Source organism: Rhodococcus sp. WB1 (genome assembly GCF_001700945.1).
Lineage (GTDB): Bacteria > Actinomycetota > Actinomycetes > Mycobacteriales > Mycobacteriaceae > Rhodococcus > Rhodococcus aetherivorans.
This window is the reverse complement of sequence record NZ_CP015529.1, coordinates 2127040-2141470: the sequence shown is the minus strand read 5'-3', so window position 1 is coordinate 2141470 and position 14431 is coordinate 2127040. Positions and strand designations below refer to the sequence as shown.

12 protein-coding genes are annotated in these 14431 nt (G+C 69.9%); 7 read left to right on the top strand and 5 right to left on the bottom strand.

What is annotated here, in order from left to right; genetic code table 11:
* Positions 1 to 13 precede the first annotated feature (13 nt).
* Positions 14 to 682 (bottom strand): TetR/AcrR family transcriptional regulator, encoded by a 669-nt coding sequence (locus tag A4U64_RS09585; protein WP_006943771.1) that lies wholly within the window; start codon positions 680 to 682, stop codon positions 14 to 16.
* 89 nt (positions 683 to 771) lie between these two features.
* Between A4U64_RS09585 and treZ the strand changes: the two genes are divergently transcribed.
* The gene (gene treZ, locus A4U64_RS09580; RefSeq protein WP_029544139.1) at positions 772 to 2517 is read left to right on the top strand and encodes a malto-oligosyltrehalose trehalohydrolase; all 1746 of its coding nucleotides are present in this window, start codon (positions 772 to 774) and stop codon (positions 2515 to 2517) included.
* A gap of 64 nt (positions 2518 to 2581) precedes the next feature.
* Here the strand turns inward: treZ and A4U64_RS09575 are convergent, their stop codons facing one another.
* Positions 2582 to 4105: an MFS transporter gene (locus A4U64_RS09575; protein ID WP_084648620.1), complete on the bottom strand. Its 1524-nt coding sequence runs from the start codon at positions 4103 to 4105 to the stop codon at positions 2582 to 2584.
* A 94-nt stretch (positions 4106 to 4199) separates the two neighbouring features.
* On the opposite strand from A4U64_RS09575, the gene A4U64_RS09570 reads away from it, so the two are divergent.
* Positions 4200 to 4736: a TetR/AcrR family transcriptional regulator gene (locus A4U64_RS09570; RefSeq protein ID WP_006943765.1), complete on the top strand. Its 537-nt coding sequence runs from the start codon at positions 4200 to 4202 to the stop codon at positions 4734 to 4736.
* 135 nt (positions 4737 to 4871) lie between these two features.
* On the opposite strand, the gene ilvA is transcribed toward A4U64_RS09570, so the two are convergent.
* The 3 genes from ilvA to A4U64_RS29050 form a co-directional block, all read right to left on the bottom strand.
* A complete protein-coding gene (gene ilvA / locus A4U64_RS09565; RefSeq protein WP_065922499.1) occupies positions 4872 to 6194 on the bottom strand; it encodes a threonine ammonia-lyase IlvA in 1323 nt (440 codons plus the stop codon).
* A gap of 115 nt (positions 6195 to 6309) precedes the next feature.
* Complete coding sequence (locus A4U64_RS09560; protein WP_006943762.1) at positions 6310 to 6744, bottom strand: nitroreductase family deazaflavin-dependent oxidoreductase; 435 nt, start codon at positions 6742 to 6744, stop codon at positions 6310 to 6312.
* Positions 6745 to 6799: 55 nt separating this feature from the next.
* Positions 6800 to 6931, bottom strand: coding sequence for a hypothetical protein (locus A4U64_RS29050; protein ID WP_255326746.1), 132 nt, complete (start codon positions 6929 to 6931; stop codon positions 6800 to 6802).
* Between the two features lie 1477 nt (positions 6932 to 8408).
* Here A4U64_RS29050 and A4U64_RS09555 point away from each other — a divergent pair.
* From A4U64_RS09555 to A4U64_RS09535, 5 genes are read left to right on the top strand one after another with little or no spacing between them, the layout of a single operon-like run.
* Positions 8409 to 10082: a thiamine pyrophosphate-binding protein gene (locus A4U64_RS09555; RefSeq protein ID WP_065922498.1), complete on the top strand. Its 1674-nt coding sequence runs from the start codon at positions 8409 to 8411 to the stop codon at positions 10080 to 10082.
* A gap of 20 nt (positions 10083 to 10102) precedes the next feature.
* Positions 10103 to 10759, top strand: a complete 657-nt coding sequence (locus A4U64_RS09550) for a hypothetical protein (protein ID WP_006943756.1) — start codon at positions 10103 to 10105, stop codon at positions 10757 to 10759.
* A 2-nt stretch (positions 10760 to 10761) separates the two neighbouring features.
* Positions 10762 to 11817: a 3-oxoacyl-ACP synthase III family protein gene (locus A4U64_RS09545; protein WP_081637044.1), complete on the top strand. Its 1056-nt coding sequence runs from the start codon at positions 10762 to 10764 to the stop codon at positions 11815 to 11817.
* Positions 11818 to 11873: 56 nt separating this feature from the next.
* Positions 11874 to 12845: an aminotransferase class I/II-fold pyridoxal phosphate-dependent enzyme gene (locus tag A4U64_RS09540; protein ID WP_044476352.1), complete on the top strand. Its 972-nt coding sequence runs from the start codon at positions 11874 to 11876 to the stop codon at positions 12843 to 12845.
* Between the two features lie 10 nt (positions 12846 to 12855).
* A complete protein-coding gene (locus A4U64_RS09535) occupies positions 12856 to 14256 on the top strand; it encodes a cytochrome P450 (protein ID WP_006943751.1) in 1401 nt (466 codons plus the stop codon).
* Positions 14257 to 14431: the final 175 nt, after the last annotated feature.

The following is a 14431-nucleotide window of genomic DNA, read 5'->3' as shown; positions in this document are numbered from 1 at the left end:
AGGCGGCACCGGCTCAGCGCAGCAGCGTCGCCCGCAGGGTCGCCGTGAGCCACGCCCGGTACTCGTCCACGTCCCAGCCGCAGTCGCGGCGCAGCAGCGCATGCACCTGCGGAGAACCCAGCGTGTAGAGCACGTGTGCCGCGTGATCGACGCTCACGTCGTCGCGCAGCAGCCCGTGCCGGTGCAGCCCGACCGCGATCGTGCGCGCGTTGTCCGCGGTGGCGCGGGCGTCCTCGTCGGCGAACCGGCGCATGTCCGGGTCCGCGCCCGACGACTCGACCGAGGTCATCAGCAGCCCGCCGGCCCGCTCGAGCAGGTCCGCGCCGTAACGGACCACCTGCTCGACGATGCGTTCGGCGTCCGATCCCGCCGGGCCGGAGGCGACCCGCCCCGGGCGCGAACGCTCGGCCGGAGCCGGATCGTCGCCGGCCGAGTCCGCGGACCCGCCCGCGACCGCGGCGTCGAGCGCCTCCCGGAACAGTTCGGACTTGCCGCCGGGGAACGCCGTGAAGACGGTTCGCACGGCGACCCCGGCCGTCTCCGCGATCTGCTTCACCGTGGTGCTGACGTACCCGCGATCGACGAAGAGCCGGGCGGCAGCGTCGACGACGGTCGCCCGGGTACGGCGCGCGGCCTCCTCGCGCAGCGGCGAACTGTAGGTCCTCTTGGCATGCTGGGACATCGATCTCAGCGTATCAGCATCGGTTGCATCGAAACTGCAACAGATTTCGGAGGCCTGCAGGCGCGACGACGACCGGGCATGCTGGTCGGGTGCATACCTTCGAGGTCTGGGCTCCGACCCCGCAATCCGTCCGGCTCCGCGTCGACGGCACGGACCACCCCATGCGCCGGGACGACGACGGCTGGTGGCGCGCCGAGGTCGACGCCTCCCCCGGTGCCCGCTACGGGTACGTCCTCGACGACGACGAGACCGTGCTGCCCGACCCGCGCTCGCCGCGGCAACCCGACGGCGTGCACGGCCTGTCCCAGCTGCACTCGCTCGACGAGAGCGCCTGGACCGACGCGTCCTGGACCGGTCGGCAACTCGCCGGCGGAGTGGTCTACGAGCTGCACGTGGGCACCTTCACCGATGGTGGCACCTTCGACGCGGCCGTCGACCGCCTCGACGACCTCGTCGAGCTCGGGGTGGACCTCGTCGAGCTGATGCCGGTCAACGCCTACAACGGCACCCGCGGCTGGGGCTACGACGGGGTGCTCTGGTATGCGGTGCACGAGCCGTACGGCGGCCCGGACGGCCTGCAGCGCTTCGTGGACGCCGCCCACGCCCGCGGCCTCGGGGTGATCCTGGACGTGGTCTACAACCATCTCGGACCGTCCGGCAACTACCTGGACCGCTACGGCCCGTACCTGTCCGGCGGGCAGGGCACGTGGGGCGCATCGGTCAACCTCGACGGGCCGGACTCCGGCGAGGTGCGCCGCTACATCCTCGACAATGCCCTGCGGTGGATGCGGGACTTCCATATCGACGGGCTGCGCCTGGACGCGGTGCACGCACTGGTCGACCACACCGCCGTGCACGTGCTCGAGGAACTGGCCGTCGCGACGTACCGGATGTCCGCGCACCTCGGCCGGCCGCTGAGCCTGATCGCCGAGAGCGACCTGAACGATCCGAAGACGATCTCGCCCCGCGCCGCCGGCGGCTACGGCCTGCAGGCGCAGTGGGACGACGACATCCACCACGCCGTGCACGCCGCCGTCTCCGGCGAACGACAGGGCTACTACGGCGATTTCGGTTCGCTCGACTGTCTCGCCCGCACCCTGCGGCACGGGTTCTTCCACGCCGGGACCTATTCGAGCTTCCGCGGGCGCACGCACGGGCGCCCGCTCGACGTCGGGCGCATCCCGGCGAGCGCCCTGCTCGCCTACACGTGCACCCACGACCAGGTGGGCAACCGGGCGATCGGCGACCGGCCCGGTCACTACCTCGACCACGGTCAGCTCGCCGTCAAGGCCGCGCTGGTGCTCACCTCCCCCTTCACGCCGATGTTGTTCATGGGCGAGGAGTGGGACGCGAGTTCACCGTTCCAGTACTTCACCTCCCACCCGGAACCCGAGCTGGCCCGGGCCACCGCCGAGGGACGCCGGCGCGAGTTCTCCGAGCACGGATGGGACGCCGAGGACGTGCCCGACCCTCAGGATCCGGAGACGTTCCGGCGGTCGACCCTGAACTGGGCCGAGCGCGCCGAGCCCGGCCACGCGCGGGTGCTCGACTGCTACCGGCAGCTGCTGGCGCTGCGCCGCGAACGCGCCGAGCTGACCGATCCGTGGCTCGAGCACCTGCACGTCGACTACGACGAGGACGAGCGCTGGATCGTGATGCACCGCGGCGGCCTTCATGTGGCGTGCAACCTCGGGCCCGACCCGGTGACCGTGCCCTTCGGTGGTGCTCCCCTGGTGTGGTGGGAGCCGGTTGTGGTCAACCGGACCGGGTCCGCGACGCTCGTGCCGGGGCACTCGTTCGTCGTGCTCGACTCTGCCGTCACACCGCGGGTCTGAGGCCGCGCAGGGTCACCGCAGGCCGTAGGCCGCGCAGGGTCACCGCAGCCGGAGGCGCACAGGATCACCGCCGGCGGAGCATGCGCAGGGTCAGCGCGGCGGTGGCCGCCAGGATCACCGCCGTGGCGGCCGCGGCCCCGTGCGTGCCGGCGACGAACGCGTCCCGCGCCGACTCGAGCAGGGCCTCGGCCTCCGCCGCCGGGAGTCGTCCGGCCGCGGCCACCGCGCCGCCGAGGGTGTCGAACTCGTGGCCGGAGCTCGGAATCCCGAGCCGGGAACGGTAGACGGCCGTGACGACGCTGCCGAGCACTGCCACCCCCAGCGCGACACCGAGTTCGTACGCCGTCTCCGACACCGCCGACGCGGCGCCGGCCCGGTCCGCCGGGGCGGCCCCGACCACCAGGTCGGTGGTGAGGGTCAGCGCGACGCCGACCCCCACGCCGATGAGGGTGAAGCCGACGACGAACAACCCCGCCCCGTGGGTGGTGCCGAGAGCCAGCAACATCGCCGCACCCACGGCCGCGATGGCCAGAGCACCCGACAGGACGGTCCCGACGGGCAGGCGCCGCACGAGCCATGCCGCTCCGAGCGAGGACAGAGCGCTGGTCGCGGTCCCGGGGAGCATCAGCAGACCCGCCTGTAGTGGTCCGATCCCGAGCACCAGCTGCAGATACTGCGACCCGAAGAACAGCACCCCGGCGAGGGCGAAGATCGCCAGCAGATTCGTCAGTACGGCCGCGGAGAACTCGCGCCGCCGGAACAGAGTGAGATCGAGCAGCGGGTTCTTCGCGACCCGCTGACGGTGCACGAACGCCGCGGCGGCCGTCAGACCGCCGCCCAGCGCGACCAGCGCGGCGGCATGCGGGCCGTGCAGCGCCGTTTCCTTGACCGCGTAGACGATCGGAACCACGGCCAGCAGCGACAGCGCGGCCCCCGGCAGGTCGAAGCGGCCCGGGTGCGGATCCCGCGATTCCGGGACGAGGAACGGCCCGGCGAGGACGAGCACCGCCATGATCGGCAGGTTGATCAGGAAGACCGACCCCCACCAGAAGTGTTCGAGCAGCCAGCCGCCCACGAGCGGGCCGAGCGCGGCGCCGCCGCCGGCCATCGCGCCCCACACGCCGATGGCGACGGTCCGCTCCCGCGGGTCGGTGAACATGTGCCGGATGAGCCCCAGGGTCGCGGGCATGAGGGTGGCGCCGGAGATTCCCTGCAGTGCACGCGCCAGGATCAGCATCTCGGGGCTCACCGCCCACGCCGCGACGGCCGAGGCCGCGGCGAAGCCGACGGCGCCGACCAGCAGGAGCCGGCGACGGCCGACGCGGTCGCCGAGCACGCCCATCGTCACGAGCAGGCCGGCGACGGCGAACGAGTACACGTCGATGATCCACAGCAGCTGCACCCCGCTCGGGGCCAGATCGGCACTGAGGAAGGGCAGGGCGAGGTCGAGAACGGTCGCGTCGACCGCGATCAGCAACACGGCACAGGCGAGTACCACCAGCCCCGCCCAGGTGCGCACACCCGCGGGCGCAGGCCCGGTCCCCGCGTCCGCCGGGCGGAGCCCCGGCATCTGCCCGGTGTTCGTCATCCGTCTTCCCTCCACACTGAACCGTCCAGCCGGTACAGAAATACGGTAGCACCGACCGTCCGGACGGTACAAAGACAATCGGTAGAATCGGCCCATGGCCTCCGACACCCGCGACCGCATCCTCGACGCCCTCGAACGCACCCTCGTCGACGTGGGGGTCGCCCAGGTGACGCTCGAGGGCGTCGCGGCCGCCGCGGGCGTCTCGAAAGGCGGCCTGCTGTACCACTTTCCGACCAAGGAGTCGATGCTCGCCGCGATGGTGCGGCGCCTCGGCGAACGGGGCGACGCCCGGCTCGCCGATGCCGTCGCCGGCGGCACCCCGGTCGCGGAGTGGTATCTCGCCGATCCGGACGAGACCGGCGACGCCGCGGAGATGGCCCTGTTCCGGTCCACGGTGGCGGCGCTGCGCAGTGCCGACGGCCAGCACGACGACGTGCAGCGCGCGGTGGTCGAGGTGATGCGCTCGTGGGACGAGGGCCTGCGCGCCGAGATCGACGATCCCGTCACCGCCGAGATCGTGCGCCTCGTGGGCGACGGCATCTACCTCGGTGCGATGCTCGGCCTCCCGAAGCCCGATCCGGAACTGCACAGACAGGTGGTCGCCCGCCTGCTCGGCTCCGCACACCCCTGATCGCCGGAACCGCCGCCACACCCGCACCGATCGGAATCACCCGGGCGGCGCACGCGGTTCACGGGCGCCGGCACACACCGGACGGGCGGGCCCGGCGGGGACAACACACCTCCCCCGCCGGGAATCCCGTGCGGCTCAGGTGAGATAACGGTAGGCCGGCGAGCCCGGCTCGAGCCGCTGCGCCTCGATCGGCGAGGCCGACATGCGCGCCAGCAGCGGCGACAGGCCGTCCGCCGCCCCGAGTTCGATGCCGACCAGCGCCGCCCCGAATTCCCGGTTGTTGCGCTTGACGTACTCGAACAGCGTGATGTCGTCGTCGGGTCCGAGCACCTCGTCGAGGAACCGCCGCAACGCACCCGGCTCCTGGGGGAAGTCCACCAGGAAGTAGTGCTTGAGGCCGCGGTGCACGAGGGAGCGCTCGATGATTTCCCCGTAGCGGGAGACGTCGTTGTTGCCCCCCGAGATCAGGCACACCACCGTCGAGCCCGGCGCGATGGTCAACCCCTCGAGAGCAGCGACGGACAGCGCGCCCGCGGGCTCGGCGATGATGCCCTCGTTCTGGTACAGATCCAGCATCGCGGTGCACACTGCACCCTCGTCGACCTGGGTCATCCCGAACGGCCCGGTGCCCAGACCGTCGTTGCGGAGCGCCGCGACCAGCGGCAGGTTCGCGTGGGAGACGATCTCGGCGCCGAGCCGGGAGACCACCGCGTACGGCACGTCGCCGACCCGCTTGACGGCGGCACCGTCGACGAACGGATCCACCTCGGGCAGGGTCACCGGTCCGCCCGCGACGAGGGCCGCGGTCATCGACGCCGCGCCGGCCGGTTCCACCCCGACGATGGAGGTGGACGGCGACTTCTCGTGCAGGTACGCCGCGATGCCGGCCAGACAACCGCCACCGCCGACCGGAACCAGCACCAGGTCCGGCGCCGCGGGCAGCTGCTCGAGCACCTCGCGGGCGATGGTCCCCTGCCCCGCCGCGGTGCGCGCGTCGTCGAACGGCGCGACCATCGTCGCGCCGGTACGCGCGACGTCCTCGGCGGCGGCGGCCGCCGCCGCGTCGAACGTGTCGCCCGTGGGGATGAGTTCGACGAAGGCACCGCCGTGCGCACGGATGCGGTCCCGCTTCTGCTTCGGGGTCCGGGTGGGCACGTAGATCCGGCCCATCACCCCCATCGCCCGGCAGGCGTAGGCCACACCCTGCGCGTGATTGCCGGCGCTGGCCGTCACCACACCCGCCTCGCGTTCGGCGGGAGAGAGCTGCGCCATGACGTTGTATGCGCCGCGCAGCTTGTAGGAGCGGACGCGGGTGAGGTCCTCGCGCTTGAGATAGACGTTCGCGCCGGTGAGGACGGAGAGCCGCTCGCTGTGCTCGAGCGGGGTGGGCGCGACCACCGCCGAAATTCGCTCCGCCGCGGCCTCGATGTCGGCCACGCTCAGGGCGGGCAGGTGCATCGGATCGGCGGCTCGCGAGGTAGTGGTCACCTACCTATGCTGCCACTGCCCGCCCGGAACCCCCAACGCGGGTTTCGTCACCCCGCCGGCCACACCCGGCTCCCGCGCTCGCGCGTCAGCGCGGTTCCAGGATCAGGAGCGGGATCTCCCGGTCCGTCTTCTTCTGGTACTCCGCGTAATCGGGGAAGGCCTCGACCGCGCGCCGCCACCACAGATCCTTCTCCTCGCCGTGGACCTCGCGGGCGGTCATGTCCCGGACCGTCGGCCCGTCACGCAGTTCGACGTGCGGGTCCGCCAGGACGTTGTAGTACCAGACCGGATGCTTCGGGGCACCGCCGAGGGAGGCGACCACCGCGTAGACGCCGTCGTGCTCGACCCGCATCAGCGGGGTCTTGCGCAGCTTGCCGGTCCTCGCTCCGCGGCTGGTCAGCACGACGACGGGCCGGCCGTTCAGGGTAGTACCCTCGGTACCGCCGGAACTCTCGTACAGCGCCACCTGGTCGGCGGCCCACTGGGACGGACTCGGTTCGTATTCTCCGGTGAGAGGCATGGCCCCGATTCGACCACGCCCGGCCGCCCCTCGCTGCCAAAACACGGCTCATCTGTCAAACCACCAGCGAAAAAGGGTCGCCAGGCAACCGACGTGCATTCAACGTCTCGACCAGCCGCCGGATCACTGGCTTCGGCTCGGACTCCCGATGCAGCCGCAACGCGCGTTCACGCAGCTGGCTGGGCACTTCCACATTCTCACGTGTATGGGTGCCAGAATATGATTAGCGTGACTAATTATCGGTTACATTGGCAGTTCGGGGCGTGGACGCTCAAGAAGGACCGGTCTTGCTGTATTCGCCGAAGCGCGTCTGCCGGCCGGTCGGCCGCGACGATCGCGCCGACGGCAAGACGAAAGGATGCTGGTCCGAGTCCGTCACAACGGTGGCAACGTACTGATCGCATGGAAGCCCAACGGTTTCATTCCGGGGTGTCCGCGCACCGCCGCGCCTACCTGCGCAAAGGATGCAGGTGCGGGCCTCGACCTCACCGACCACGCGGTTGACCGGCGCCGGCGTGGGGCGACAGTCAACCAGGTCGAACCAGTCCGAGAGGGACTCGAGCAGCCAGGGGTGTCGAGCAGACCGCCGACCAGCAGGACGGGCAGTCCTCCCGCCTCCAACGGTGGGGCCGTAACTCCTCGGACCAGGTTGTGTGACTGCTGCCGCTGCCGAAGGGCACGTGCCTCCTCGTACAGGGGCACGTGCAGCGCGGTGGCGAACCGGTCGGCCGCACGCAACAGATCAACAGCCATGTGATAACTCTTGCGTGGATGACCTCGGTCACTCGACGGGGAAATCCCTCGAACTCGCCGTCCACCCGCTCCGATCGGGGACAACCCGGCGCGTCCGGTCCAGGGTTTCCCCCGTCGCCGGTCACCGTGCCCGTGCCGAATGCTGTTCTACGTCAACCATTCGTGCCGGCGGCTCATCACCCGCCCGGCGCACACTGCGAGGGAGAACACCTTGACCAAGAACGTGTGTCGTGCAGCGGTGGCCGCCCCCAAGGCGATCCATCCCGTCAGGCTCGGCCCGCTTGCTCCCGCATCCGCGTCGATGTTCAGGGTGCCGGTCGTAGGCGGGTCGTGGGCGCGGCACTGTCACGTCGAGCGCTTACCTATCGGGAATCGGCAGGTCAGGTAGTCGACTACTCGTTACCGCCGCAGGACGAAGTGCGAGGCCTTCTGCACGGATGCTCTCCCCAGACCCGATATGGGACTTGCGAGTGCGTCGCAGGATGTGCCGATGAAGTGAGGGCGTCATGACCGAAGACGCAGCGATCGCCGAAGCCACGGGACGGTTCACCTCCGCCCGGCGCCGAAGCGGCTCGCCCGGCAGCGTGTCCGCCGTCGTCCGGTCCGGCCGCTGACTGCACGGTTCGTCCTGTCCCCACCCGTGGTATTTCCTCTCGGGGTAGAGATTTGCAACCTGGGGTGCCTACTGGGGGCAGCGGCGCCGGCACATTGTGGTAGGCGATCAGCTGCGCACCAGGCGGAGCGCAACGATGCAGAGATTCCGGGTAGGCCCGGCGCTCCCGAACCTGACCCCAGCCCCTACGTGTGGGGTCGCCCAAGGGCACCCGTGACGGTGACCCGATCGGGCCAGACCTCACCACATCGGGAAGCGACAAGAAGAGCAGGGACCGAAGTCCCGGGAGGAGCACGGCATGGTAACGAGCGGTCGAAGTCATGGACGCGAACAGCGGCGGGTCGTCGACTACCTGGTCGATGCGGTGGCCGCGCTGGGCGTGCGGAACATCTTCGGGGTGGACGGCGCCAACATCGAGGACCTCTACGACGCGGTCTTCGATGCCGACGTGGATGTGACCGGGGTGGTTGCCAAGCACGAGTTCTCCGCGGCCACCATGGCCGACGGGTACGCACGCTCGTCGAGTGGGCTCGGTGTTGTCGCCGCCACCTCGGGTGGTGGCGCGATGAACCTGGTCGCCGGACTGGCCGAGTCCTACACCTCGCGGGTGCCGGTGCTGGCCCTGGTCGGTCAGCCACCGACCACGTTGGAGGGCGGCGGGGCGTTCCAGGATTCCAGCGGCCGGGCGGGTTCGATCGACGCTGCGCGGTTGTTCTTCGAGATCTCCCGCTACTGCGCGCGGGTCGAGCGGCCCGAGGACATCGCCGAGCACCTGGAGCGGGCGGTGTCCGCGGCGCTGTGCGGTGGGCCTGCGGTATTGCTGTTGCCCAAGGATGTTCAGCAGGCCACCGTTACGGGGCCCCGGTTCACCCCGCCGACCCGCCGGGTGGTTCGCGATCACATCGGGCTGGCCCGGGTCGCCGAGATGATCGCCGCGGCCCGGCGGACCGGCAAGATCGTGCTCATCGTCGGCGATCAGGTGGCGCGCAACGATGCCCGCGCGCAGGTGCGGGCGTTGGCCGTCGCGTTGGACGCGGCGGTCGGGGTGGCACCGGATGCGAAGGATTGCTACGCCGCCGACGAGCATGGATTCTGCGGTGTGGCAGGCATAATGGGCCACGCCGAACTCGTCGACGCCGTGCAGCAGGCGGCGTTGTGCCTGCTGGTGGGCACCCGGATGCCGATGACCGCACGAGCCGGGCTCGACGGTGCGCTGGCCGGAGTGCCGGTGGCCAGCATCGGCGCCGAACCACCCTATGCGCCCACGGTGCACGCGGTGAGCATGGACCTCGGGTCGACACTGGACGAGCTCACGGCGCTGTTCGACGTCGACGGCGTACCGGAACCGGCAGGCCCGCAGGCCCTGACGACGCTGGAGGTACCCGACTCCTCGGGTCCGGGGCTGCGCTACCGCGAGGCCGTGGAGGCGATCACAGCGATGCTGCCGGCGGGAGCGGACGTGTTCGCCGACGCCGGGAACACGGGCGCATCGGTGGTGCATCATCTTTCGGTGCCCCGCGGCGGGCGGTTCGTGGTCGCCCTCGGGATGGGCGGCATGGGCTACAGCTTCGGCGCGGGGATCGGCTCGGCGTTCGCGCGGAACAGAAGGACGTTCGTGATCGCCGGGGACGGCGCGTTCTTCATGCACGGCCTGGAGATGCACACCGCGATCGAGCACGACCTGCCGGTGACATTCATCGTGTTCAACAACAACGCGCACGCGATGTGCGTGACCCGCGAGCAACTGTTCTACCGCGATCGATACAGCTTCAACCGATTCCGGCCGGCCCTGCTCGGCGAGGGGATCGCGGCGATGTTCCCGACGCTGCCGGCATTCGCCGCGCGAAGTGTCGGCGAGCTGACCGACGCGCTGGCACGCAGCGCGCACACCGAAGGCCCGTCGTTCGTAGCGGTGGACTGCGATCCCGACGAGATACCACCGTTCCTGCCGTTCCTGACCAGCCCCCGATAAAGAACCGAAGGAGAGAAATCGTGACCATCAGTCTTCCCGCTCTGAGCGACATCGCCGAGGATCTGATCCCGGGTGTGCTGCGGATCGAAAATTCCGACAAGGAGGCCACCACACCGATCATCGTGGACATGCTGCGGTCGGTGTACCCGCACGACCAGGTGTTCGGTCAGTTCTGCCCGGTCAACGCCTACATCGCGGCGCCGCCGCGTGAGGTGTACGAGTACCTTGCGGACACCCGGTGTCTGGAGGAGTGGACCTACAGCCTGCGCGGGTTCACCGAGACCGACGAGCCCGGGCTGTGGCTCTCCTACGACCGACTCGGCGACCAGACGAAATGCTATGTGCGCACCGTCGCGAACCCCGACGCGATGACGGTGGACTACCACTGCGCGTGGGACCAGGGCCGACACCTGTGGATGATCTATCTGATGCGGGTGGTCGATGCGCAGGTGGTGCTCAACAAGCCCGGATCGGTGGTGCTGTGGACCAACTGCCGCCACCCGTTCTACGACGAGAACCCTTACCCGGAGACGGCACCGGCGAACCGCCCGGTGTGGGTCGGCGACTTCTGGGACATGTTCTCCGCCGGACATCAGTTGGAGATGGACAACCTCAAGGCCATCTGCGAGTACCGCGCCACCCACGGTCTGCCGATCAAGCCGGAATGGATGAAATGAGCATGACAGTGCACGCACCGATGACAGCGGCCCGGCCCACGGTCAGCCTGGTCGACGTCGCCAGCTATCTACCGGAGAATCGGGTTCCCACCGAATACTTCACTCAGTTCTCCCGCTCGGACCGGATGGCGAAGAACGTCATGTTCCGCTCGCCGAAGTATCGGCACCACGTGGCCCGTGACGAGACTGCGGTGGACATGGTGGAGCGGGCGGTGGCCCCGCTGATCGACAGGCACGGCGCGGACACGATTTCGAACGTGGATGTGCTGCTCACCCACACCCAGCTGCCCGACAACCCGGTGCTCGGCTGCGGCCCGGAGGTGGCCCGCCGGTTGGGATTGCGCCCGGACTGGGTGATCGACGTGCACAACGGCGGCTGCGCGTCGTTCGTGCACATGATGGCGCTGGCCCGGACCATCCTGCAGAACTCCGATGCGACCACGGCGCTGGTCGCCACGACCCAGAACAGTGCGGGACAGGTCTTCACCCAGAGCGAGATCCGAGGGTTGGCGCATGCCTCGGTCCCCGGCGACGGCTGCGGGGTCGGCCTGTTGACCAAATCCGACGACGCCCCGATCCTGGGCATCGAATGCCGCACCTATCCGGAGTTCGGTGGGGACATGACCTTCGAGGGAGTTCCGGTCTCCGATCGCAAGTACTGGGAGCCGGGCCTCGGGCAGGTCTGCGTGGGGTTCACCGAGTCCAAGATCACCAAGGTGTTCGCCCGCGGCAACCGGCTGGTGCCGGAGGTGGCGCTGGCGGTCTGCGATCGGATCGGCGTGCAATCCGCCGAGGTCGACACCTTCGTCACCAACCAACCCAACCGGCTGTTCCTGCGGAACTGGCGCGAGGCCATGCAGCTGACGCCGGAGCAGCACCCGGACACCTTCGACGAGTGCGGAAACCTTTTCGGCGCCGGCATTCCGGTGACGCTGGATACCGCCAACCGGGACGGGCGCATCGGCAACGGGTCACTGGTGGTGCTGGCCGGATTCGCCCACGCCGGCGACTTCGCCGGTGCGGCCGCCGTCCGATGGGGAGCGGGGCCGACGCCATGACCGGCGAGATCGCGGAGGCGACGACACCGTCGGCGGGGAGCGGCGTGACCAGGCCGATGCCCCACTTCGAGCTCGGGCTGAGCGAGAACCCGTTCCCGCCGTTGCCGTCGGTGCTGGCGGCGCTGTACGAACAGATGGCCCGGGCGAATCGATATCCGGAGTTTCTGCCGCAGCGGCTTCCCCGGATCATCGCCGACCGGGTCGGTGTGGACCCGGAGCAGGTGGCGGTCGGTTCGGGCGCGACGGGGGTGGCGATGCAGATCATGCAGGCCGTGCTGCGAAGCGGCGAAACCATGGTGTTCGCGAACCCGACGTTCGACGGTTATCCGATCATGGCCGACATGTTGGGCGTGGAAGCGGTGGCGGTGCCGCTCGATCATGGTGGTCGCCAGGATCTGTGTGCGATGGGCGAGGCGGTCGACGACCGGACCGGGCTGGTGGTGGTGTGCCGGCCGCACAACCCCACCGGCACCCTGGTCTCCGCGGCCGACCTGGAGGTGTTCCTGTCCTCGATTCCGCCGCAGGTGGTGGTGATCCTCGACGAGGCCTACGTCGAGTTCATCGACGCCGCCGACGCGGTCGATGTGCTCGGCCTCATTCGCCGCTACCCCAATATTCTGGTGCTGCGGACGTTTTCGAAGGCATTCGGGCTGGCCGGGCTGCGCATCGGGTACGTATTCGGAGGGCGGGAGCTGGTGGCGCGGGTGCGGCGCCGGCAGCTGCCGTTCGGGATGAGTTGCGCGGCGGTGGCGGCGGTGACCGCCTCCTATGCGGCGGAGGACGAACTGCGGGACCGGGTCGCGCGGATCACCGCCGAACGCGAACTCTTGTGGGTGGCGTTGCGGCAGAACGGGGTGCATGTTCCCCGCAGCCATGCCAACTTCCTCTACCTGAACGGGTCGCGCATCGCACCGGCGCTGCAGCGCGCCGGCATCGTGGCAAAACCCTACGCCGACGGCAGCGCCCGCATCGCGGTGGGCGATCCCGCCGCCGGCCGCGCGGTGCTGCGGGCACTGCAGGCGATCTGAGGGCCGCGGTATGTCGACGATGTTGCCGCGTGCCTCGCAGTTACGTGCGGCCGGGCGCGGTGCTGTTCGCACGCTCACCGCCGGGGCCGATCCCGATCGCTATTTTCGGTGGCGGCGCGACCGCGACGGTGACCCGTTCGAGGTCCGGTTTCCCGGCTTCACGCCGATCCTGTTCACCGGACATCCCGAGGGTGCCCGAGATATCTTCCGTGCGCCCGTCGATCTGGTCGAGCCCCCGACACCGAATCCGATCGCGCCGCTGGTCGGGGACGCGTCGCTGATCTTGATATCCGGAGAGCGGCACCGCCGGGAACGGAAATTGTTGACACCACCGTTCCACGGGGAGCGGATGCGGGCATACGGCGAGATCATCCGCGATTCGACCCTCGATGAGATCGCCGACTGGACTCCGGGACGCATCGTCGACTCGCGGTCTGCCCTTCGGGCCATCACCCTGCGCGTGATCCTGGAGGCGGTGTTCGGGCTCACCGGCACCGAACGCCCGGCCGAATACATCCGGGTGGTCGCCGATTTCCTCGCCGCCTACACCGGCCCGCTGATGTTGGTTCCACCGCTGCGCCGCGGTGTGTTCGGACACGCGCCCTGGGATCGGTTCGTCCGCGCCCGCGACGAATTCGATGCGTTGCTGACCGAGGACATCGAGCGCCGGCGCGCGGAGCCCGAGGACGGCCGGGTGGACATCCTGAGCATGCTGCTCGCCGCGACCTACGAAGACGGGTCGCGGATCGACGACGGCGAACTGCGCGAGGAACTCCGCACATTGCTGGTGGCCGGGCACGAGACCACCGCGACCTCGGTGTGCTGGGCGTTGTTCCATCTGCACCGCCACCCTGAGGTCCGCGAGCGGGTGATAGCCGAGGTGCGGGACCTGGGCGCGACGGCGGCGCCCGAGGACCTCGCTCGGTTGCCGTACCTGGACGCGGTGTGCCACGAGACGCTGCGGTTACACCCGCCGGTGCCGATCGTGCTGCGCCGGCTGACCGGGCCGCTGCACGTGCGCGGCGTCCCGGTAGCCGCGGGCGCAACGGTCGGTATCGCCCTGCCGCTCCTGCATTCGCATCCGGATGTCTGGGAACGACCCGACCGGTTCGATCCGGAGCGTTTCGTCGGGCGGCACTACAGTCCGTTCGAATTCGCGCCGTACGGCGGCGCGCATCGACGGTGCATCGGGTTCGCCCTGGCGGAGTACGAGATGCCGATCGTGCTGGCGACCATCCTGTCGCGGGTCCGGCTGGCTCTGCCGGAGCGGGCCCTACGCCGGCCGCCGCCGGTGTCGGTCCCACACAACATCGCGACCGGGCCGCGAAGGCCGATCATGTTCGAAGTGTTGGGCCCGCGGCACCAGGACGACCGTTCGGACGGGTCGTCGGTCCCGCACGGTCCGGGGTGATGTCGAGCGCGGCGGCGCCCGGTGTTCCGGGCGGGGATGAATCCGATTGCCGACGATCGAGAGCAGGATCGAGATGAGCACCACCACCGACGGCTACCCGGCCGGGCCCGGGTCGCAACGCCCTCGCCATGGTGCAGACTGCGGCGCTCACGGCGGCGCCGGTAAACGCGACGAC

Excerpts from the sequence above, each read along its gene's own strand:
- A4U64_RS09585 (WP_006943771.1), bottom strand. The coding sequence starts at position 682 with ATGTCCCAGCATGCCAAGAGGACCTACAGTTCGCCGCTGCGCGAGGAG.
- A4U64_RS09575 (WP_084648620.1), bottom strand. The coding sequence starts at position 4,105 with ATGACGAACACCGGGCAGATGCCGGGGCTCCGCCCGGCGGACGCGGGG.
- A4U64_RS09570 (WP_006943765.1), top strand. The coding sequence starts at position 4,200 with ATGGCCTCCGACACCCGCGACCGCATCCTCGACGCCCTCGAACGCACC.
- ilvA (WP_065922499.1), bottom strand. The coding sequence starts at position 6,194 with ATGCACCTGCCCGCCCTGAGCGTGGCCGACATCGAGGCCGCGGCGGAG.
- A4U64_RS09560 (WP_006943762.1), bottom strand. The coding sequence starts at position 6,744 with ATGCCTCTCACCGGAGAATACGAACCGAGTCCGTCCCAGTGGGCCGCC.
- A4U64_RS09555 (WP_065922498.1), top strand. The coding sequence starts at position 8,409 with ATGGTAACGAGCGGTCGAAGTCATGGACGCGAACAGCGGCGGGTCGTC.
- A4U64_RS09545 (WP_081637044.1), top strand. The coding sequence starts at position 10,762 with ATGACAGTGCACGCACCGATGACAGCGGCCCGGCCCACGGTCAGCCTG.
- A4U64_RS09540 (WP_044476352.1), top strand. The coding sequence starts at position 11,874 with ATGCCCCACTTCGAGCTCGGGCTGAGCGAGAACCCGTTCCCGCCGTTG.
- A4U64_RS09535 (WP_006943751.1), top strand. The coding sequence starts at position 12,856 with ATGTCGACGATGTTGCCGCGTGCCTCGCAGTTACGTGCGGCCGGGCGC.